We start from the raw sequence: 22,144 nt of genomic DNA, 5'->3' as shown, positions 1-22,144 counted from the left end.
ATATTCATAATTACGGAGACAACACCTATGAAATTCGCTCCTATGCGTATTATTAATGTATTTGGCATGAGCATCGCGCTCACTATTTCAGCCAGCGCCCTGGCCGCAGACAACCCCATTGTTATTAAATTCAGCCACGTCGTCGCTGCTAACACGCCCAAGGGACAGGGCGCGCAGAAATTCAAGGAAGTGGCCGAAAAACTGTTGCCTGGCAAAGTTCAGGTTCAGGTATTCCCTAACTCCCAATTGTTTGGCGATGGTAAGGAAATGGAAGCACTGCTGCTGGGCGACGTTCAGTTAATTGCCCCGTCACTGTCAAAATTTGACCGTTACACCAAAAAAGTTCAGTTGTTTGACCTGCCATTCCTGTTCGATGATATGGCTGCCGTTGATCGCTTCCAGCAAAGCGACAAGGGCAAGGAGTTGCTCGATTCCATGAAAAATCGCGGGCTCAAAGGCCTGGCGTACTGGCATAACGGCATGAAGGAATTGTCCACCAATAAGGCGAAGTTGCAACGCCCCGAAGATGTCAAGGGCTTGAAGTTCCGCATCCAGGCATCCGATGTGCTTGAGGCACAATTCCGGGCACTGGGCGCCAACCCCCAGAAGCTGTCTTTCAGTGAAGTGTATCAGGCATTGCAAACCGGCGTGGTTGACGGACAGGAGAACACCTGGTCCAACATCTACTCGCAAAAGTTTCATGAAGTACAGAAAACCATTGCCGAGACTAACCACGGGGTGATCGACTATATGGTTGTTACCAATGCTCAGTGGTGGGATGGCCTGCCGGAGGATATCCGTGCCGGCCTTGAAAAAGCCATGGCCGAGGCCACCACGTATGCCAACCAGGAAGCGGCAAAACTGAACGAAGACGATAAGCAGCGCATTATCGACGCCAAAAAAGCCCAGGTGGTTTCTCTGTCCAAAGAAGACGTGCAGGCCTGGCGCACGGCGATGGCACCAGTATGGAAAAAGTTCGAAGGCGATATTGGTGCTGACCTGATCAAGGCAGCCCAGGAAGCCAACAAGTAAACCGCATTAACTATGACGTCCACTGCTCGCCTGCCCGGGATTCGGGCTGGCGGCGGTTGCGCGGAGACATCGTCTGCCCGACAGGTTTTTTGCAGTTCAAAAAAAGGAGTATCACAAATGAACGCCAACTGGTTTCATCGGCTTGAGGAAGGGCTGATCGCCTTTTTGCTGGCAGCCATGACGCTGATCACTTTCGCTCAGGTGGTCGCACGCTATGTCTTTAATTACAGTTTTACCTGGGCGCTTGAACTGGCCATGTTCATCTTCGGCGGCCTGATTTTTCTTGGTCTGTCCTATGGCGTACGGGTCAGGGCGCACATCGGGGTCGATGCACTCATCAAGGCCCTGCCGAAAAAAGCCGCGCGCATCACCGGTATTGCAGCCTGCATACTGTGCCTGATCTACACCGCTATCGTGTTCTACGGAGCCTGGGTGTATGTCAGCAAAATGTACACCATAGGTATTCTTGCCCAGGACATGCCCATTCCCCAGTGGATTCCGCGATTGGTGCTGCCGCTGGGCTTCGCGCTGCTTTTCATCCGCTTTGCCGAAATTCTATTCGATATGCTGCGAGGTCGTCGCGCCCAGTTGCTGGGTGATGAAGCAGAGGATGCGCTCAAACATGCCAGCGAGGATACCTCTGTCATCAAACAGGAGGTCAAATGACTACCGTTGCCCTGTTCATCATGCTGTTCGTGTTCATGTTTATGGGCACGCCGGTTGCTGTCGCATTGGGTCTGTCCTCATTGCTGACCATTCTGTTCTTTGGCACCGATTCCCTGGCCTCGCTGTCTCTTAAAATGTACGAGACGTCTGAGCACTTCACGCTAATGGCGATTCCTTTCTTCGTACTGGCTGGCGCGTTCATGACCACCGGCGGCGTTGCCAAGCGCATGATCCGCTTTGCGGTTGCAACCGTAGGACATTTTCATGGCGGGCTGGCAATTGCATCTGTCATGGCATGCTGCCTGTTTGCCGCCGTGTCTGGTTCGTCTCCTGCAACAGTGGTGGCGGTAGGCTCGATTGTGATTGCGGGTATGGTTCGCTCGGGCTACCCACAATCCTTTGCTGCAGGCGTCGTATGTAACGCGGGTACGCTGGGCATTCTGATTCCACCTTCAATCGTGATGGTGGTATACGGAGCAGCCACCGAGACTTCAGTTGGCGCGCTGTTTATGGCAGGTGTCGTGCCAGGCATCTCCCTGGGTATATTACTGATGATCGCCATTTATATCGTGGCCAGAATCAAGGATTATCCCAGACAGCCCCGTGCCAGCATGAAAGAAGTAATGGCAGCGGCTCGCGATTCCATTTGGGGTCTTGCCCTCATCTTTATCATTCTTGGCGGCATCTACGGTGGCGTTTTCACGCCGACAGAGGCGGCGGCGGTTGCGGCAGTCTATGCATTCCTGGTTGCTGTATTTGTTTATCGCGACATCGGCTTCCGACAAGTGCCGGAAGTGCTGATTGATGCGGCCAAAGTGACTATCATGCTGATGTTCATTATTGTGAACGCGCTGCTGTTTGCCCATGTGCTCACCACTGAGCGCATTCCGCAGATCATCGCGGAGCAGATCATCGCATGGGACATGCAAGCCTGGCAATTTCTGATTGTTGTCAATATTCTGCTGTTGATTGCCGGCATGTTCATGGAGCCAACGGGCATTATTCTGATTCTCGCGCCCATCCTCTTTCCCATTGCCATGCAATTGGGCATAGACCCGGTTCATCTGGGCATCATCATGGTCGTGAACCTGGAAATCGGGATGGTGACTCCACCAATCGGGCTGAACCTTTTCGTGACGGCAGGGATCACCAAGATGTCCATCGGGCAGGTTGTTCGTGCCGCCTCGCCATGGCTGATTCTGTTGCTGGCGTTTTTGATTATCGTCACCTATGTTCCTGCCATTTCGCTGTGGCTGCCGCGGCTATTAGGATAAGGTAAGATAGATCGGATAACCAATTACTGATCTGCCGTATTCATCAAAAAGACAGGCTAACCGCCTGTCTTTTTTGCACGGTCATTTTTATAATGACAAGTGAATTATCCTTATGACAAGTGAAACGTGTATGCTATCGGCATGGACTCCCTGATTGCCACTTGCGCACGACTGCTTGCTGCCGGCGATGTGCTCAATGCACTGAATCTGGTTGCGCTACGCGATGACCCGCCTGCCCTTGCTTTGCGTGGTGTTGCCATGGCACGGCTGGGAGACTATGCTCGAGCCCGCGATCTGCTTGAACAGGCGGCCAGGCAGTTCGGCTCCCATGAACCGGTGCAGAAGGCGCGTTGCGTGGTGGCCGGGGCGGAAGTGGCACTGGCCATGCGCGAACTCGATAGCCCGGCGCCTGAGCTTGCCGCTGCGTTGGCCGTCCTGACAGCGCGCAAAGACCATGCCAATGCCCTGCAGGCCCGGCTCATTATGGCGCGCCGTTTTCTCTTGCTTGGTCGTCTTGAAGACGCCGCGGCGACCATCGCCGATCTGGATACGAACGGCGTACCCGCGTCTCTGGCCGCGGTCGCGGCCTTAGTTCAGGCCGAACTGGCACTACGTTCATTGCATATGGACCGCGTGCATACGGCAATGCACCAGGCACAGGCAGCAGCAGATCAGGCCGGCATCCCGGCGCTTCAGGCTGAAGTGACCACGATGCAAAAAACACTCCTGCGTCCGGCGGCAAGCCTGGTCAGCACGCATGATGCCAGGACATTAACGCTGACTGAAGTGGCCGATCTGGTGTCATCGTCCGCACTGGTGATCGATGGCTGTCGTCGTGGCGTCAGTGTTGACGGCGCATGGCTTTCGTTGTCCCGGCGACCCATTCTTTTCGAACTGCTGCGTGCGCTTGCCTACGCCTGGCCCGGAGATATATCGCGACAGTCACTTATTGCTACGGTCTTTCGACTCCACCAGCCCGATGAATCACATCGTGCCCGTTTGCGCGTAGAAATGGGTCGACTGCGCAAACTGATTAGCCCGATGGCGCAAATCGTGGCAACCCGGGACGGTTACGTGCTGGTGCCTCAGGACAATCGGCACACCGTTGTACTGGCTCCACCTATTGATAGTGAAGCGGCAGCATTGCTGGCACTTCTTGCCGATGGTGCGCCGTGGTCTACCGCTGCCCTGGCACTGGCAATGGGTGCCAGCCAGCGCACGATACAGCGGGCACTGGCCGACTTGCAGGCCAGCGGTGAGGTTCATGCGGTGGGAAAACCCCGTGCACGACGCTGGGTGTCTTCATCTCTGGCCGGTTTCACGACAATATTGTTACTCCCCTCTGTTCTGGCATTGAAATAGAATGACCTTAACGTATCCATTTGCGGTACGGAAACAGGAGATAGACATGAAACAATCAGTAAAAACCGATGTCGCCGCGGCCACCACCAGCGCCGCACAAATTGTGCAGGAATATGGGCCTTTTCCCGATGTGGATGCCATTCATGGCGTCACCTTTGACGGAAACCAGGTCTGGGCTGCCACCGGTCACAACCTGCTGGCCCTTGACCCGGCGCGACAGCGCATCACACGCACACTGGCGTGCACCTGCGATGCAGGCACGGCATTTGACGGTACTCATCTTTGGCAGATTACCAGTGGACAGATCAATAAACTTGATCCGGACGACGGCAGCGTACTGGCGACCATTCCGGCACCGGGCCATGGCAATGACTCAGGCCTGGCATGGGCCGAAGGCAGTTTGTGGGTAGGTCAGTATCGCGACCGCAAGATCGTGCAGATCAACCCTGAAACCGGCGCCGTCATTCGCACTATTGAGTCCGATCGCTTCGTCACCGGTATTACCTGGGTTGATGGTGATCTATGGCATGGCACGTGGGAGGACGACGACAGTGACATCCGCCGGATTGACCCCGAAAGTGGTGCCGTACTTGAGCAACTGCTGATGCCAGCTGGCACCGGTGTCAGCGGGCTTGAATCCGATGGCGCTGAGCTGTTCTACTGCGGTGGTGGCGCCAGCGGCAAGGTACGTGCAGTAAGACGTCCGAAATAATGACAATTGTATTAGCAGAAATGAGTCGATGACCTTTGAGGAAAACAGCCGTGTGCACGCGCGAGCACTGCTGTCTCTGCGTCTGCCATCAGACCATCAGATCATCATGCTGCCACTGCTTGCTTGCGATCAATTGCATTTTCGTTGATGGGCAGATTCATCAAGGTAGCGAACACGCTCAGGACGATAGCCAGATACCAGACCACATCATAATTGCCATAAATGTCATACAGTTTTCCACCCAGCCATACGCCAAGGAACGAACCGATCTGGTGACTGAAGAAGACAAAGCCACCCAGCATGGAAAAGTGCCGCACGCCAAAAATCTGGGCCACGATGGCATTGGTAGGCGGCACTGTGGACAGCCACAGGAACCCCATGACGGCAGAGAAAATATACACACTGGTCGCTGAAATAGGCGCAATCAGAAACAGGACGATGGCGACACCGCGCGCTGAATAGATAAACGCCAGCAGATAGCGTTTAGGCCACACCTGACCAAGAGAGCCAACAAGGTAGGTACCGAATATGTTGAACAGCCCGATCAGCGCCAGCGCATAACTGGCCACTTCGGCGCTCAGGCCTTCATCTTTCAGGTAGCTGGGCATGTGAACGCCAATGAAGACCACCTGAAAACCACAAACGAAATAACCCAGCACCAGCAGCCGGAAACTGCGATAAGCGAAAGCTTCACGGATGGCATGGACAATGCCCTGCTGACTGGCCGTGTGAGTGGCCTGTGACTGTTCCTCTGTGGCAAGGTGCATGGTTTTTTCGCGCAATCCGAAAGCCAGCGGCACAATCGTCAGCACGGCTACGCTTAACACAACCAGCGCCTGTTGCCAGCCGAAGGAGTTGATAAGGATATTCTCTGTGGGCAGCATCAGGAACTGGCCGAATGAACCCGCTGCTGCGGCCACACCCATCGCCCACGAACGACGACTGACCGGAATATTGCGCCCGATCACCCCGAAAATAACCGCATAGGTGGTACCTGCCTGAGCCATCCCAAGTAGGACACCGGTAGTGAGCGTGAACGTAAGTGGTGAGGTTGTATAAGCCATTCCCAGCAGACCCAGTGCATACAGAATTGCACCTGCAATAATGACTTTAAAGGCCCCGAAGCGGTCCGCCAGCATACCGGCAAACACACCGGTAATTCCCCACATCAGGTTCTGAATGGCAATAGCGAATGAAAAGGTTTCGCGCCCCCAGTCATTGGCCTGAATGATAGGCTGTAACCAAAGGCCAAAGCCGTGCCGCACGCCCATGGAAAAAGTGACGATCATGCCCCCGCAGAACAGGATTTGCCATACAGAGAGCGGTCGGGTTTGTGCGGGAGCCGAAGACATAATGAGCCTGTTGCCAGAGTTTTCAAGTAAAATAGATTATATACACAATCTATTATCCGATTCAACGAATATCGTCATATCAGCAGGCCTCACCCTTTTTCAGGCATTTTGTGTATGTTTCGCAGCACTGTACGTCTCGCTGACAGGAATAAAATAGCGGTTTACTGTCGTCTATTACGATGATGGAATGAGCACGAAAAAGGTATGCATCACTACCGTGCCAGAACCAAACCCGCAGCCTGATGGTCTGGCATGATGGTGACAGGCGTGTAGATTTGACCAGATCGCGTTATTTCGTTTGTATTTAAGAGGAACTGTTATGGGCCGATCTTCCAGGCAACAAGCCGAACACAATCGTGCCGAAATTCTCAATGCAGCCAGCAGGCTGTTTCGTGAGCGCGGTGTAGATAATGTATCCATTACAGATGTCATGACTGCTGTTGGTCTGACAGCAGGGGGCTTCTACCGGCACTTTGCCTCAAAAGAGGCACTGGTCAATGAGGTATTGTCCACCGTGTTTGCGCAGTCGTCTGAAAAATGGAAGCAGACATGCGATAGCAATCAGAATGCCTCACAGGGCGCCCTGCAGGTGCTGATCCAGCAGTATTTACGTAAAAAACAGGCGGCCCAGACCTGCCCCATTCTTGCCTTTGCTCCCCATGTCAGCCATGAAGCAGCAGGCACCGAGACCGTTGACCTGTATGGCTCATACACGGAAACGTTGTTTCAGCAATTTCGAGGTGCCGCCATGCAAGCGACGTCGCAGGATGGCAAAACGGCGATGTCCGAACAGGAGATCCTGGTGCTTTTTGCAGCCATGGTTGGTACGGGCTTTCTGGCTCAATCCGTGCACGATCAGGCATGGATTGAGTCGCTCAAGGCAGCGGTGCTGGGGGCTGTCGGCAAATCAGACAGTTGATGCAGCGTCCGGACAACCGGTCAGCCGAATAAAAAGTCATTTTCTTTGCTCCTTCTGCTCGTTTTCACCGGTAGGAAATAAACACCTAAAGTGCTAAAACCTATTTCATCGCGCCGATGCTATCCAACAGGAAATAAGGAGCAGTAAACATGGAACGTATTTATTTTCGCTGCACCTTCATTATCACAATCCTGTTTGCGGCAGTATTTCCACCTGGTGCGCAAGCACAGGTCAAACTGCAATTGATCAATGAATATCCGGCAACCTCCATCACCGCAGACGCGGATCTGCGCTTCGCAAAAGAAGTGGAAAAGGCATCCGGGCAGGCTATCACAATTGAAACAAAACAGGATAAAGACAACCCGTTTAAGGGTGACGAACAGGTAAAGGCCGTTAGCCAGGGCAAAACCCAGATGGGCACCTTATTCGGTGGTGTGCTCGGCAACGACAATTCGCTGTTTCTGCTTTCATCGCTGCCCTTTGCGGCAAAAGACTTTGCACAGGCCAAAGCACTTTATGAATGCGCTAAACCGGCATTGGCACAAGGCGCAGAAAAACTCGACGCTCACCTGCTGTATGTGACGCCCTGGCCACCGTCTGGTATCTGGTCGGTGCAACCGCTAACAAATGAGGCCGACATCAAGGCGCTGAAAATCAGAACTTATGACGCCACCAGCAAATCGGTGTTTGAGCGTTTGGGTGCGCAAAGCGTACAACTGCCCTATTCGGCCCTTGCAGAAAAACTGCAGAAGAATGAGGTGAACGCTGTGCTGACCTCCGGTGACGGCGGCGCAGGTCGTAAACTGTGGACCCAGTTGCCTAATTTTATGGCAGTGAGCTATTCCATCCCGTTGAGCTATACCATTATCAATATGGATACCTGGCGCAAGCTGGACGACGCGCAACGAACTGTTCTGACCAATGCAGCAGAGAAAGTCTCGGCAGAATCATGGGCCGGCGTTGAACAACGCATCGAAGCCAATTATGCCCGCATGCGAGAAAACAAAATGACGCTCAACACCTCCCCGCCGGACTCCATCATGACGGCCCTGAAAAAAGCAGGCGAGGAAGAAACCACGCAGTGGCTCAAGGATAATCACATTCCGAAAAATGAAGCCGGTTGTGTCATAAAGAACGACGCTTAGGCAGCAGTCGCTCACAGACCTATGCCATCTGAAATCATTTATTTCGGATGCACCGGTACTGACGCCGTTTTCGGCAGGCGCCGCTACGGCCCTGCCGCTTTACCTTCGCGCCACAACCCCATGCGCACCGGACCGTTGGGAGCAGAAGCAAACAGTCCGACCACCAGTGCACAGGCCGAACCGCCCAGCACCAGCGCCCGGCCCGGAGACCATACGCTGGCCAGTGAGCCGGCCTGCAAACCGCCCAGGGCCGGGCCCAGGTACCCCTGCAAAAGCCACAGACCGGAAACCCGACCGCGCAGGGCATCCGGCGTATGTATCTGCAACAAGGCACCACGAACAATATCTGACGCCGTATCGGCCATGCCCGCCATAGCCAGAAACACCAATACAGGCCAGGCCCCCGATGGCAGACCCTGAGTCAAACCACCTGCCGCCACACCGGAGAAGGCAATCGCCATGCCCCATAACAGCGCGCACACCACCACCAGCCGTCCCGGACGCGCCAACTGACGCGTCCAGCCCGAAGTCAGTGCCACCAGCAAGGCGCCACAGGCTGGCGCCGCGTACAGATAACCGACCATTTGCGGCCCGCCCTGCAAAACCTCCCGGGCCAGTTGGGGCATCAATACATGCGCATTGGCAAACAGCATCATGACCAGGTCCAGTCCCAGCAAACAGGCAATCGTCTGGTGATGTCGCACATAAAGCAGACCGTCACGCCACTGAATGTAAACCGGTGTTCGTACCGTCGGCGTGCTATCCGTCTGCGTCTGACCTTTCTGCGTGTCAGGCCGCAGCAAATCGCGGGGCAGGCGCGTCAGCAGAACAGGAACCATTGCAGCCCCCACCAGCACAACGATATAACAGGCGACCAGCCCAAACCGTGCCAGCAGGGCCCCTGCAATGAGAGGTCCGATCAGGCGACTCAGCTCCATGCTCAAGGCGTTGAGCGCACCGGCAGCAGCCAATTGACGAGTCGGCACCAGACGCGGCATAGCAGCCATCAGTGCGGGCGCACTGATGCCGCTGGTCAGCCCGCTCAGCAGCGTTGCCAGATAGATTTCCGTCAACCCCGGCTCTGCCCGCAGGCTGTTGGCACACAGCACGACGACAACCGCCACATAACCGCTACGCCCCCAAATCATGGTGCGGCGGCGATCCCCTCGATCGGCAAGCGCCCCGCCCCACACCAGCCCTACCAGCGACCCCGCGGCCAGGCCAATACTGACGCCGGCCACGTGCAACGATGAGCCGCTGATCGCGAACACCTGCCAGGCGACGGCAACGGCCAGGATGGCAACCGACAGCAAAGACACGCAACGAGCAAGATAAAGACTACGAAAAGCAGGTGAATGGCGCAGCGGATCCAGATCCAGCGTCAGGCGGGACCACTGCCATCGCTTGCGTGCAGAGCAAGTCGGGCGCCCGGACGACGACGAAGCCGAACCGTCCTCAGCAGACCCGCTCATGCGCCGGCCTGTTTGGCTTGCTCGTCGGCTGTCGCTCTGCCCGGTGCGCTCTTCATCTGGGTCTCGTCAAGACCTCGGCGCCAGTAGGCAACCACCAGTTGTTCGCGGCTGCCCAGGCCAACCGCCTCACGCAGCCAGTTGCGTACCGTCTGGGCAGTCGAAAACTCCGCCCCCACCCACACAAACCTGTCTTCATCCTTGCTGATCGTACACGCTGTTACGGCGTCCTCCAGCAATGTCGTTGTCCCGGCCGCAGCGTTACCGCGATGAAGCCATTGCACCGACATGCCGGCAGGTGTCGCCAGCGGAATCTGATCGGCTGGGGATTGCACTTCGATCAGCACAACACCATTGGTGTCGGCTGGCAGTGCTTCCGTGATGCGCGCAATGGCTGGCAAGGCAGTTTCATCACCGCCCAGCAACATCCAGCCTGCGGACCTGGCGGTACGCCCACCCGGGCCTGACAAACCGATTTGCTGCCCGGCAACAGCCTGCGCCGCCCAGCGCGAGCCCGGTCCGGCATCCTCGTGCAGCACAAAGTCCACCTCAAACCAGCCTTCCGGTGCGCTGATGCGACGAATCGTATAGGTGCGGATATCCAGACGCTTGTCACCCTTGGGAAATTGCGGCATGCCATCCGCTGCCAGAGTGGGCCATTCCGGCTCGGACACATCGGGTTGCGGAAAAATGAGCTTGCAATGAATATTGTCATTCTGGTCATAGCGGGCCAGATCGTCCACATTAAAGCGCACGCGCCGCATATGCGGCCCCACCTCGGACACCGCCTGCACCGTGATCAGGCGAAATGCTGGCGGGCGATCCAGACTCACATTGTCGCCCTGCCATTGAATCGCCTCCGGCTTGCAGTGGCCGAACTCCTGAATATGATGAACTACCATCATTTTGCCTTCATACAGCGTCGCGGCAGAGGATGCGGCAACCTGTGCATGCAGGCTGCCTGCCAGCACGCTGAAGCGAATTTTTGTATCGGCATAATCCACTTGCCAGGTATTGTCCCGTTCAATAGCCAGGAGATCGTGTTCGCGCAAATGCGCCAGCACCTGAGCCAGTACATTTGCGGCGTCACCCAGCGGGACGGTCGTGCTTGTCTCAAAAGTAGGTTTCATGAATTATCCTGAGATTGTTTGTCGGCGGAGAGATCCATCCCGGTCGCGACGGCGTCTACAAGTACAAATGGGCGCCCCTGCTCAAAGGTCCGCACACGTGCCTGTACGCCCCATACATCGCGCAGCAGCGTATCGGTGATAATGGTATTGGGATGGCCGAAGGCATGGATGCGCCGCTGATGCAAAATAGCAATGCGATCAGCCCATTGCGCGGCGAGTGCCAGATCATGCAATACGACAATAACGATTCGGCCTTCATTGGCCAGACGGCGCGCCACGTTCATCACCTGCCATTGATGCGCAAGATCCAGGGCGCTTACCGGCTCGTCCAGCAACAGGATCGAACTGCCTCGCACTACCGCCTGCGCCAGGGCAGCCAGTTGCCGCTGACCGCCCGACAGCTCGTGCAACGCGCGCAGAGCCAGTTCGCCAATGCCCAGATGCTCAATCACCCGCAAGGCAGTGAACGCGTCATCTTTGCGCGCACCGGTGCGCCCCCATTGCAGTGCCACCAGCGTAGCTTCCAGCACCGTCAGATTGCTGCTTTCCGTAGAGGCCTGTGGCATATAGCCGATATGCGCCACCCGCTTGCCTGCAGACCAGCCCGACCAGTTATCATCTCCGTAACGAACCTGACCGCTGGCCGGCACCAGACCCGCGATTGCTCGTAGCAACGTCGACTTGCCGGCGGCGTTCGGGCCGGCCAGCGCAATCAGCTCGCCAGGCCGGATATCGGGCAGATCGACACCACTGAGCACGGTACGCTGTCGGTAGTGAACACCCAGGTTTTCAATATGCAAATGGGATCCGGTGCTCATACCGATACTCCGCTGCGACGCAGAATCAATCCCATAAACACCGGCAATCCTACCAGTGCCGTCACAATGCCGATAGGCAGCGTGATGCCCGGCAGCAATGACTTGCTGGCCACGGAAGCCAGTGCCACCAGTGCAGCACCGATCAGCACACTGGCCGGCAGCAGGTGACGGTGTCCGTCCCCGACAATCATCCGGGCAACGTGAGGCGCCACCAGACCGACAAAGCCCACTGTCCCCACAAAGGCCACGGCCGTGGCCGCAAGCAAACTGATACGCACCAGCGCCCAGCGCCGCAGCGAGGTCACATCAATACCAAAACTGCGTGCGCGCTCCTCACCCAGTCGCAGTGCGGTCAATTGCCCTGCTGCGCGCCATGAGAAAGGCAGCGTCACGACCAGCGTAGCGGCGACGATGGCAACACTATGCCAATCGGCACGGGCAAGACTGCCCATGCTCCAGAACACCAGTTGCTGAAGCGCTTCTTCGCTGGCAATGAACTGCAACAGCGACAGCAAGGCACCGGCAGTGAAACCAATGGCTATCCCGAAAAGCACCAATGTCTGCGCCTGAGCGCCACGCCATTGCGCCAGAAACTGCAGCAACATCAGCGAGACCAGGGCAAAGACAAACGCATTGGCCGGTACCAGCCAGGTGGCGTCGCTGCCGATCACCCCCCAGTCAAGCACAATGGCCAATGCCGCCCCCAGCGCAGCGGACGAAGAAACACCCAGCGTAAAAGGCTCGGCCAGTGGGTTGTTCAGAATGGTTTGCATTTCCACGCCAGCCAGCGCCAGCGCTCCGCCCACCAGCAGCGCCATCAGCGCGACTGGCAGTCTCACCTGCCAGAGTACGACCTGCATCGGCGTAGACAACGAATCCGGAGTCCACAAGCCCTGTATAACCTGCGCCGGCGTCAGCGCTGCACTTCCGGTGAATAAATCCGTAAGGGCGGCGACCAGCGCCAATAAAGCCAGTGCCGCCACAATACATCGGCGGCGACGTAGGGTGCGTCTGTGCTGTTTCCAGCGAGCATTAATCGCGGCCGTCTCTGCGTCCGGGGCCAGGGCAAGCGTTTGTTCAGAATGCATCAGTGAGCTTTTGGTGTTGGGTGCGGTGTAATCCAGAACGTACCGGTCAGTGGCTTGGCCATAAAGCGCTGATTGATCTCGGCCAGCGTCGCCGCCGGATCCACATCACCGAACAGCTCGGGATGCAGCCAGGTGGCGATCAATTCCAGATTGACAATAGGGTAGCCACTATGCCAGATGCCATAGGTGCGTTGATTGCGTGCAGCGCTGGTTTGGGCAATGCCAACCCGCTGAGTAACGCGCTGCAAACTGGCAAGGCTGGCAGCCGGGTCAACATCCGGCCCCAGCAGCAAACCACCACGCGCCTCGATATGTCGACCGCCAGTGCCGATATATATGTCGGGGTCGCTGGCAATCACATATTCAGCGCTCAGTTGCGCGGACAGTCCTTCAACAATGTCGCTGCCAAGCAACTTGCCGCCCGCCATCAGAATCAGATCACCCATGAGAACCCCCGAGCCCACCGACATGCAACAAGGTCCGATACCGGCATGCGGTTCCATCAGCACCTTCGGCAATGCAGTCTGCTGATTTTTAAGCGTGGCTACGCGCTGCGTGATGCGCGCTACGTGACGGTCAATAAACTCGGCCACCTCACGACCGCGTTGCTCCCGCCCGATCAGAATGGCCATCTTCTCCAGGCCTTCGGTGGGATTACGTTCGCGCAGATCGGCTTCCAGGTTCAGCACAGCAACCGGAATGCCTGCCTGCTCCAGACGCGAAATCGTTTGCTTTGCAGCACCAAAAAAACGATCCAGCACAACCAGATCCGGCTGATTGGCGATGAGCATTTCTGCATTCAGGTTTTGCGGACCGTCAATCACCAACTGCTTGATCTTGTCGAACGCAACCGGGTCAATGCTGCGCCAGTGCGCCAACGTGTGCTTGTCCAGCCGCCACCGGTTCCATGCGACGATGCGCCGCGCCGGATTCTCTTCCAGCATGGCCATGATCGTAAAGTCACCCGGTTCAGCAAAAAAGATGCGTTGCGCGGGCTGCGCCAGACGTACCGTCCGTCCGGCCTGATCGATGATTTCTATCTGAGCGCTTGCGGGCAGGCTGATCAGTAACAGTCCGATCAGCCACGCTGCAGAGACCCACCTTTTTATCGTTCCGGACACAGACAATCCTAGAAATTAATGCTGGCACCAAGCCATACACGACGCCCCGGGTCTACCATCCAGTTGCCATCCAGCCCTTCATAGCGAGTGCGCAGATCCAGCGGCGTTTTATGATCCGTCAGATTCAGCACGGCCATACGCAATGCCACATTCTTGCTGACCTGATAGCTGCCGCCAATATCAAACGTGGCGCCGCCCGGGCGGGTACGCACATCCATGGCGCCATTGCGATAGGCGGCATAATAGGCCTTGCCGGTCACATTCCAGCGCAGATAGGCAGACAACCGGTCATTAGCCTGCCAGTCCAAACGCGTATTCAGTACGTGTTCCGGCGTGTTTTCCAGCGGCTCGCCATCCAGCGAATTGCCGTTGAAGGAAACTTCACCGCCACCTTTGCGCTTGGACTTGGTATACGTATAGTTGGCAGACAGGCGCAGCGAATCGCTCAGAGGCATATTCAGACCCAGTTCAAGACCATAGATCTGCACCTTGTCGATATTGTCGTACACATACAAGTGGTTGGCCGTACCCGGATTAAGGGGGTCTTGCTCGCCGGTGTCATAGCTGGCAACCTTGTTTTTGAAATTAGTGTTGAAGATCGTTGCTGAAAAATGACTGCCTTCTGCCCAGTCATACACCAGCCCAAGCTCCTGCGTCACGCTGGTTTCCGGTTTAAGATCCGGATTGCCGCAAAGCGGGCCACGGAAACCGGAGTTGCCCCCGGTGGACATACAATAACCCGGATTACTCTGACGGATAGTCGGTGCCTTGAAACCGGTCGCTATCCCCCCCTTGATCGTCAATGCGTCGGTCACATGATATACACCATAAAGACGGGGTGACCAGTGAATACCGAAGCGCTCATCATCGTCCATGCGCACGCCGGCGGTCACGGTGAACTTGTCGGTCACATAGTAATCATCCTCGATGAAGAGCGCATAATTGCTGAGTGACACGTCATTGGTATTGGTTGGATAATTGTTAAACGCCGCCTCTTTCTGAATGCCATCCAGACGGCTATGCAAATACTGGCCACCGAAGCGCAATGTATGAGACTTGAACGGCATACTGAATGATGCGTCCAGCGTCGTATTGGCGATACGCCGATTCTCTGTGTACTCACCGGTTTTGGGCCAGTTTTCCTGTGTGCTGGATTCGCGGTACAAGGCGATTTTTGATTCGCCCAGACGCCAGCGACCAGTATGGGTCAGGCCGAAAGCGGTGCGACGATGCTGCACCTTGTTCCATTCATCCGTTGGCTGAAGAGATTGACCGGGTGTTGCCTCTGTTGTCAGGCGCTGCGAAGACACATCAAACACCAGATCCTGATTTTCGGCCAGCTTGGCCGCCAGTTTCATGCCAATGCTCTGGTTATTTCTGGCGTAAGGGCCGTCCACATTGGAAAAGTAATTGGCGCCTTCACTCTGATCATTATAGGAACCGTAGATCTGCAAGCCCAGAACGTCGTCCTTGATCGGCCCGCCAAGCCAGAACTGGCCTTCACGACTATTGCCATAATCATGGTCGCTTTGCAGAGTGACAGACGTGTCCAGGGCCACCGACCATTCTTTGGGCACATTCTTGGTGATGATATTGACGACGCCTCCCATGGCATCGGAGCCGTAAAGGGATGACATGGGTCCGCGCGCCACCTCAATACGCTCAATCGCGGCCAGCGGCGGCATGAATTCGTACTGAACGCCACCGGTGCCGCGATTCATGGATTCGCGCGTATTCTGGCGCTTGCCGTCCACCATAATCAGTGTGTACTCGCCCGGCAGCCCCCGGATGGAAATGTCATGCGCGTTGGAATCGGCCCCAACCATATAAACGCCTTCCACCTTGCTGATGGCTTCTGCTGCCGTGGTATAGCCGCTTTTTTTGATATCGTCCTGCGTGATGACAGTCATGGATGCGGGTGCATCCTTGGCGCTTTGCTCTATACCACTGGCCGTCACAACCACCGCATCCAGCGTCGCGACTGGTGCTGTTTCCTGCGCATGCCCTGCACCGGAAAAAAACAGCGCCGCCACTATCGGCGCAAGTGTCATATCAATCCCAAACCGTCTGCCGCTATCATGCCTGCCGGACATTTCCATTCCTGATTCCTTGAGTTTCTTACTTATCGATGACGCCTGTCAGACACAGACTCGCGGCCACCGCCCTATTCAGTGGCTCGCAAGATAGATTGAATCATTCTCATTTACAAAATAAGTTTGAGGAACATGCAAAGTTCTTTGCGGGCACGTCAGTTTTGGAATGACCGGGATATTACAGGCGTGCGCGAAGGCTTTTGGGACTCAGACCGAACTGACGTCGAAAGGCGGTAGCAAAGTTGGCCGCACTGGTGTAGCCCGCCTGATAGGCGGCTTCAGAAATACTAAGACCCTGCTCCAGGCTGTTACGGGCATGATGCAGCCTGGTGACCCGCCGGTAGTCATTGACCGATGTACCGAAAGCACTGCGAAACTGCCGCTGCAGAACACTGGCGCTCAGACCGAAATGGCGAGCGAGCTCGGCAATCGTGGCCGGCTGAGTAAAAGGCTTTTGCAGTTCGTTGTCAATGAAACTGCGCAAACGTAACATACGTTCCTGGTCGCGCTGTCGCAAAGTGCCTTTCGTGACTTCTGTTGCGCCAACATCAACACGCTGGCTCGACAATGCTTCATACAATAGCTCCAGCGCCCGGCTGGCAAGCCGCAAGCGACTGAGTTCATCTGTCGGGTCTTCGGAGTGACACAGCATTTGCTCGGCCAATGCCAGTGCATGAGGTGAAGGTTGCCAGGTTTTAATGCAGAGCGTATCGGGAAAATTCAGGCAGGTGGCTCGCTGTGCGCCGCTGCCAGTCCGCCCGGTATCGGGCAATTGGTCCCTGGCGTGCAACCAGCCATGACTCTGCAACCACTCGGGTGTGGCATGCAGGGCCAGTTTACGTTCCCACTTGCCCCTTTGCCACTGTCGTTCGAACAGGGCATCATCGGGCATGCTGACAATCGCCGCACTGGCAGCATGAGAGGAATCGTCTGCGCGCAAATGCACGCGCTGCCCTCCAATGTGTACGTCTACCACGCCAGCCAGCGCAACCACTATACGCAGCCCGGCCTTGATGTTCACCCGCGAAACCATGTTGTGCAGATCAACGACTTCCGTGCCATGCATGGACAGGCCGGGTTGCAAGTGCACAGTCCGCAGCCGCCCTTCCAGAACCGGCTCGTTGGCTGCTACCGGATCAGATTCAAACCGGTAACCCGGCGTATTGAAGTCCAGCCGCCGCACCATGCCGAGCGCCCGCCATGGCCGTCGGCCCGCCGCCGGTGACCGTGCAGCCGCATTGACGATGTCAGCAGCGCTATCGAAGCGTGGTTTCATAGGTAGGTATGGATAATATTCAAAAGGTGATAGCAGTGCTTCATTATTACATAAAATTGAGAATGATTCTTATTTAATTATTATAGTTCACGCTAAAAATCGCCTACCCGAAATCCCATCTATTTCCTTCGAGTTTTGAGCCTCCCAAAGCCCAGTCATCCATATGATCTATTTCCCCCGGCTGGACTTACCATCACAATTGCTATACACTACGCCCTGTATTGCAGTTGACATAATGAAACTTAGCTGCAATTGTCTGCGTGTAAGCAACAGCAGGTGTTAGAACCATGCCAAAGTCCCACACGGCTCGTTGCTGCAGAAACAACCCATAAGGTTTATTCCAGGGGAAGCCTCCCCGTCAATAGGCTGCTTCGCAGCCCGGCATTTGCCGAACAACACACCCAGTCTTTGACTGCGGAACAACCCGGCCGGTCCATTTGACCGCCAGCGCATACCCTGTCCGACAAGACAGGGTCGACCATGACAATCACAAGGTCAACCTGACAGAAACCGCAAGCGGCTAAATGACAGAAACCGCAAGCGGCTAAAGCAGCCTGCGGCGAACGCTTTGTCATTGGCTTTAGATGTCTGCTTAATCCGTCGACGATAAAACGGTTGGTCTCATGCGCTCGATTCGACAGAGACTCCTTGCTTGTGTCTCTTTTAACCCTTGCGTCCGGATGCGCGAACTTCGGACCAGGGACGGTTGCGTCCATATTTTTGCGCGGCCCTAACCAGGACGATAGAACGTATATGCAAGAACAATCCGCCTTTTACCAGTTGTCTGGCACCACAGCACTACTTTTGCTGGTCGGATTTTATGGCCTGACCTTTCTGATGTCGCTCATGATCGGCAAGAAAAAAGAAAACGTCGACAGCTACATGGTATCCAACAACGCAGTGGGCTTCGGACTCTCGGCCGCCAGCATGATTGCTACCTGGATATGGGCCGCCTCTTTTTATGCCAGCGCTACCTCAGGCTACCAGTACGGTCTGTCCGGACCGATCCATTATGGCTTCTGGGGTGCGCTGATGATTCTGTTCATCTATCCCTACGGACGCCGCTTTCGGGCATTGGCCCCCAAAGCGCACACGCTCGCTGAGGTGATGCATGCACGCCATGGCACGTCCAGTCAGTTGATCATGGCCGTGTCCAATTTGCTGGGCAGCTGTATCAGTTTGATGGTGAACTTTACTGCTGCGGGCGCATTGGTGTCCGTGCTCAGCCCACTCTCGTTTATCCAGGGCGTACTGATTGCGGGGCTGGGTGTGCTGTCCTATACGCTCTGGTCCGGCTTCAGGGCATCGGTCATGACAGACTTCGCCCAATTGGTGGCAATGATTCTGGCCGCTATCGTTATCATCCCGTTGATATTCTTTAATGCCGGTGGCACCGACATGCTCGCAGCCAATTGGAGCAACCTGTCTTCTGAACAGGCCGATTTCTTTTCAACGAAAGCCATACTGGAACAGGGAGCACCCTATTTCGTGGCGGTGCTTGCCTATGCCATTGGCAATCAGACGATTGCACAACGCCTGTTTGCCGTGCGTGAAGATCTGATCAAGTCCACCTTCCTGACCGCGACCGTTGGCTATGGTGCGGTGGTCATCGGACTGGGCATGCTGGGTATGCTTGCCCTTTTCGTCGGCCTGACACCCGCAGGTGGTGATATGAACAATATCATTCCGCAAATGGCCTCTACCTACCTGCCTCCATTTGGCATTGCGCTATTTTTCATTCTGGTGGTGGGATCCCTGTCATCAACCGCAGACTCAGATCTGTCGGCTCTGTCGTCCATTATGATGACCGACATCTATGGTAAAAACATGGCCCGCGGCACACCTGATCCGAAACGGATGTTGTGGTGGGGTCGGGTAACCATGATTGTCGCCACCATGATTGGCGTGGTCTTTGCCAGCCTGCGCCTGGACATTCTGGTGATGCTGGTATTTGTTGGCGCACTATGGGGCGCGATCGTATTTCCGGTCATCGTGAGTTTCTACTGGGACAAGGTCACCAACAAGGCATTCACCACATCAGTAATCTGCGCGGTGGTCCTGTTTGCTGTCGCTCGCTTTGAACTGCTGCCCCTCAAAGGCATTATCGCCGTGCTCTTTGAATTATGCGCATCCGCAGGTATGGGCGTTGTACTTGGCCTGATGACCTTTGCATTTTTCAACCGCAAGATTGCCATCTTTGTAGCCATCGCAACAATGATCATTGCCATTCCCAATGCAGTGGGCTTCCTGCGTGACTATCCCGTACTGCTCAGCTCGCTGACCTCTTATGGCATCAGCGCGCTGGTATGCGTTGCCATGAGCTGGAACAACAAGGAACGCTTTGATTTTGCGCTGCTAGCCGAACGTGTCACTTCATTCCAGAAGCAGACTGACATGGACGAGCAAACATCAACCGACGTGGACGGCGAAGTAGCGCCGGCACGTGCCTGAAAGAGAGACAGATAATGAATGAATTATTACTTACTGCATATATTCTTGTTTGGCCGGTTATTTCGGCTGTCATTCTATCGGTGCTGATTGTTGCGCTTATACGTGATTTGCGTGCGGCAAAGAAAAGCGATGGTGAAATGATTTAGAGCACCATCACATACGCTCGCCTCAAAGGTGAGCGTATGACCTACTTCATACCGCCCCCTGGATTTCTGTTCCTGCCCTCTCGTTGTCACTGCCAGACCATCGGATAATAAGAATTATTATCATTTACCATATCCACAAATTTCCTGCGGTTTATTCCGGCAGCCGCGCCGGGTCCGATATAATCTAGCCATCACTGGGGAGTAGCCGCTCAATTTCCTGAGGTTTACGTCAACATACTTGATGCATGCATCATGGCGTAAACGGCGATATCGCTTGGCAAGACCTTTGATCACATTTTTCTGTTTTGACCGGGGAAAAGGTGATCATTCGTCTATTGTCCGGTCGCGGTATTGATTCATGCAAACCCTTCTTCTTTCTACTGGCGTAGTCACGCTGGCCGAAATTGGCGACAAAACGCAATTGCTTGCGTTCATCCTCGCAACCCGCTTCAAAAAACCCATTCCCATCATTCTTGGCATCCTGTGCGCCACCATCGTCAATCACGCACTGGCTGGTGCCGTCGGCGCCTGGATTACCACTGCCATCAGTCCGCAAGCGCTGCGCTGGATCCTGGGCATTTCTTTTATTGCCATGGCCGCGTGGACCCTGATCCCCGATAAAATGGATGAGGATGAAGCGCCACTGGGTAGAAAATTCGGTGTCTTCGGCGCGACTCTGGTGACCTTCTTTCTGGCTGAAATGGGCGACAAAACACAACTGGCCACCGTCGCACTGGCGGCCAAAAGTGCCTTTCCGATTGAGGTTGTCATTGGCACCACACTGGGCATGATGATTGCAGACGTGCCCGCAGTGATTCTGGGCAAACAGCTGGGTCAGCGCATATCCATGAAACTGGTACACACCATCGCAGCCTGTATTTTCCTGGTGCTGGGCATTGCCACGCTGCTTGGCGCCGGATCCAGCTGGGGGTTTTGATTTAACAATCACGGACAGCGTATTTTGCGCTGTCCGTGAATAATAAGATTGTGGTGTATCTGTAGCACTGAACCTGGACCAGATATGCCTGATAATGGCTGCGGCGAAACGAACCAAAACATACGGTCGAATCCGGCCCCATTCATATCGGCAAGATTTCAGCGCAGGCGATCTTCAATTCCGCCTGTGCGATTGCTTTTACGTCAGCTGTCTTACACCTGTTCCGCAGATGCCAATTTCTTGCGTCGCCCCAGCCACGTACCCACCAACGCAACCAATACAGCACCGCCAACTTCAACCGCAATCTTGACCGGGCCGGTGATTTCACCGAAACGCTCTACGACAACCTGATCCGTGATCAGCATGCCACCAGCGATCCATCCCAGCAATGCGGCACCGAACAGCACCACACCAGGATAACGGTCAATAAGCTTCAGCACCAGTGTACTGCCCCAAATAATAATAGGCACACTGATGACCAAACCTGCAATCACCAATCCCGTTTGATGATCTGCATGAGCCCCCTGCGCTGCGCCGGCAATGGCAATGACATTATCCAGACTCATGACAAAGTCCGCGATAATAATTGTTTTAACCGCAGACCAAACCGACGAGCCACCATTGATCTTATCATGCGCGTCGTCTTCCGGAACAAGCAGTTTGATACCGATCCAGATGAGCAGCAAGGCACCTACAATCTTAAGATATGGAATCGTTAACAACGTCAATGCAAATGTAATAAGGACGACTCGCAGAATGATCGCACCGGCTGTACCCCACAAAATCCCCTGCATGCGCTGCTTTTTCGGCAGGTTTCGGCAGGCCAGCGCAATGACAACTGCATTGTCACCACCCAGCAGGATATCGATCATGATAATTTGAAATACTGCAGCCCAGCTCAGGGTCTGAAAAAATTCAAGCATAAGTACACCCGTAAATCCATTAATATAAAAATTAGAATTGAAAATGGACAGGCCTCTCTCGCTCTCACGACAAAGAGAAGTACAACCAGCCGATACTGAGGTACCGGCACAAACGAAAATGGCCTTATCCGTAAAGGACACAGGCCATTTATTCTTGAATAGGATTTATGAACCTTGCCCTTTAGTGGCAAGGTCTTGCTTACAACACCTGATGTGTTGCCCGGGCACCG

At 55.1% G+C, this 22,144-nt stretch carries 19 protein-coding genes and 1 riboswitch; of the genes, 10 read left to right on the top strand and 9 right to left on the bottom strand.

The genetic code is table 11. From position 1 onward, the window contains the following. The first annotated feature begins 27 nt into the window (after positions 1–27). The 5 genes from MIM_RS01015 to MIM_RS00995 all read left to right on the top strand — a co-directional run bounded on the left by MIM_RS01015 (position 28) and on the right by MIM_RS00995 (position 5,046). Positions 28–1,032 carry a TRAP transporter substrate-binding protein gene (locus MIM_RS01015; RefSeq protein ID WP_084458881.1) on the top strand — a complete coding sequence of 335 codons (1,005 nt, stop codon included), beginning with the start codon at positions 28–30 and terminating at the stop codon, positions 1,030–1,032. 117 nt (positions 1,033–1,149) lie between these two features. Further along, complete coding sequence (locus MIM_RS01010) at positions 1,150–1,698, top strand: TRAP transporter small permease (protein WP_025370893.1); 549 nt, start codon at positions 1,150–1,152, stop codon at positions 1,696–1,698. After that, a complete protein-coding gene (locus MIM_RS01005; RefSeq protein WP_025370892.1) occupies positions 1,695–2,972 on the top strand; it encodes a TRAP transporter large permease in 1,278 nt (425 codons plus the stop codon). The genes MIM_RS01010 and MIM_RS01005 overlap by 4 nt, the downstream gene beginning before the upstream one ends. Before the next feature lie 141 nt (positions 2,973–3,113). After that, positions 3,114–4,334 (top strand): tetratricopeptide repeat protein, encoded by a 1,221-nt coding sequence (locus tag MIM_RS01000; protein WP_025370891.1) that lies wholly within the window; start codon positions 3,114–3,116, stop codon positions 4,332–4,334. Between the two features lie 46 nt (positions 4,335–4,380). Further along, a complete protein-coding gene (locus MIM_RS00995) occupies positions 4,381–5,046 on the top strand; it encodes an NHL repeat-containing protein (protein ID WP_025370890.1) in 666 nt (221 codons plus the stop codon). A 104-nt stretch (positions 5,047–5,150) separates the two neighbouring features. On the opposite strand, the gene MIM_RS00990 is transcribed toward MIM_RS00995, so the two are convergent. Continuing rightward, complete coding sequence (locus MIM_RS00990; protein WP_025370889.1) at positions 5,151–6,398, bottom strand: MFS transporter; 1,248 nt, start codon at positions 6,396–6,398, stop codon at positions 5,151–5,153. Between the two features lie 319 nt (positions 6,399–6,717). Here MIM_RS00990 and MIM_RS21930 point away from each other — a divergent pair, with 319 nt between their 5' ends. Continuing rightward, positions 6,718–7,317, top strand: coding sequence for a TetR/AcrR family transcriptional regulator (locus MIM_RS21930; RefSeq protein WP_025370888.1), 600 nt, complete (start codon positions 6,718–6,720; stop codon positions 7,315–7,317). Between the two features lie 149 nt (positions 7,318–7,466). Continuing rightward, on the top strand, positions 7,467–8,462 hold the full coding sequence (gene dctP / locus MIM_RS00980) for a TRAP transporter substrate-binding protein DctP (RefSeq protein ID WP_025370887.1): 996 nt from the start codon (positions 7,467–7,469) through the stop codon (positions 8,460–8,462). An 83-nt stretch (positions 8,463–8,545) separates the two neighbouring features. On the opposite strand, the gene MIM_RS00975 is transcribed toward dctP, so the two are convergent. From MIM_RS00975 to MIM_RS00945, 7 genes are all read right to left on the bottom strand, one after another. Next, entirely contained in the window at positions 8,546–9,934 is a 1,389-nt protein-coding gene (locus tag MIM_RS00975; protein ID WP_025370886.1) for an MFS transporter, read from the bottom strand. Further along, a complete protein-coding gene (locus MIM_RS00970) occupies positions 9,931–11,061 on the bottom strand; it encodes a siderophore-interacting protein (RefSeq protein ID WP_025370885.1) in 1,131 nt (376 codons plus the stop codon). The genes MIM_RS00975 and MIM_RS00970 overlap by 4 nt, the downstream gene beginning before the upstream one ends. After that, complete coding sequence (locus MIM_RS00965) at positions 11,058–11,879, bottom strand: ABC transporter ATP-binding protein (RefSeq protein WP_025370884.1); 822 nt, start codon at positions 11,877–11,879, stop codon at positions 11,058–11,060. Before MIM_RS00965 ends, MIM_RS00970 begins: the two co-directional genes overlap by 4 nt. Next, positions 11,876–12,967: a FecCD family ABC transporter permease gene (locus MIM_RS00960; protein ID WP_025370883.1), complete on the bottom strand. Its 1,092-nt coding sequence runs from the start codon at positions 12,965–12,967 to the stop codon at positions 11,876–11,878. Before MIM_RS00960 ends, MIM_RS00965 begins: the two co-directional genes overlap by 4 nt. Then, positions 12,967–14,088, bottom strand: coding sequence for an ABC transporter substrate-binding protein (locus tag MIM_RS00955; protein ID WP_025370882.1), 1,122 nt, complete (start codon positions 14,086–14,088; stop codon positions 12,967–12,969). Before MIM_RS00955 ends, MIM_RS00960 begins: the two co-directional genes overlap by 1 nt. Before the next feature lie 8 nt (positions 14,089–14,096). Continuing rightward, positions 14,097–16,181, bottom strand: a complete 2,085-nt coding sequence (locus tag MIM_RS00950) for a TonB-dependent receptor domain-containing protein (RefSeq protein WP_158318681.1) — start codon at positions 16,179–16,181, stop codon at positions 14,097–14,099. Between the two features lie 178 nt (positions 16,182–16,359). Further along, positions 16,360–17,457 (bottom strand): helix-turn-helix transcriptional regulator, encoded by a 1,098-nt coding sequence (locus tag MIM_RS00945; RefSeq protein WP_025370880.1) that lies wholly within the window; start codon positions 17,455–17,457, stop codon positions 16,360–16,362. Between the two features lie 753 nt (positions 17,458–18,210). Between MIM_RS00945 and MIM_RS00940 the strand changes: the two genes are divergently transcribed. From MIM_RS00940 to MIM_RS00935, 3 genes are all read left to right on the top strand, one after another. Then, positions 18,211–19,908: a sodium:solute symporter family protein gene (locus MIM_RS00940; RefSeq protein ID WP_025370879.1), complete on the top strand. Its 1,698-nt coding sequence runs from the start codon at positions 18,211–18,213 to the stop codon at positions 19,906–19,908. 14 nt (positions 19,909–19,922) lie between these two features. Beyond that, complete coding sequence (locus tag MIM_RS23375) at positions 19,923–20,054, top strand: putative transporter small subunit (protein WP_222836912.1); 132 nt, start codon at positions 19,923–19,925, stop codon at positions 20,052–20,054. 184 nt (positions 20,055–20,238) lie between these two features. Further along, positions 20,239–20,411: riboswitch (yybP-ykoY riboswitch) on the top strand. 1 nt (position 20,412) lies between these two features. After that, a complete protein-coding gene (locus MIM_RS00935; RefSeq protein ID WP_025370878.1) occupies positions 20,413–20,991 on the top strand; it encodes a TMEM165/GDT1 family protein in 579 nt (192 codons plus the stop codon). A gap of 212 nt (positions 20,992–21,203) precedes the next feature. Here MIM_RS00935 and MIM_RS00930 read toward each other — a convergent pair whose 3' ends face one another. After that, complete coding sequence (locus tag MIM_RS00930; RefSeq protein WP_025370877.1) at positions 21,204–21,914, bottom strand: TerC family protein; 711 nt, start codon at positions 21,912–21,914, stop codon at positions 21,204–21,206. Positions 21,915–22,144 lie beyond the last annotated feature (230 nt).

It is taken from the genome of Advenella mimigardefordensis DPN7 (genome assembly GCF_000521505.1).
Lineage (GTDB): Bacteria > Pseudomonadota > Gammaproteobacteria > Burkholderiales > Burkholderiaceae_B > Advenella > Advenella mimigardefordensis.
This window is presented reverse-complemented; position numbering and strand designations above follow the sequence as displayed.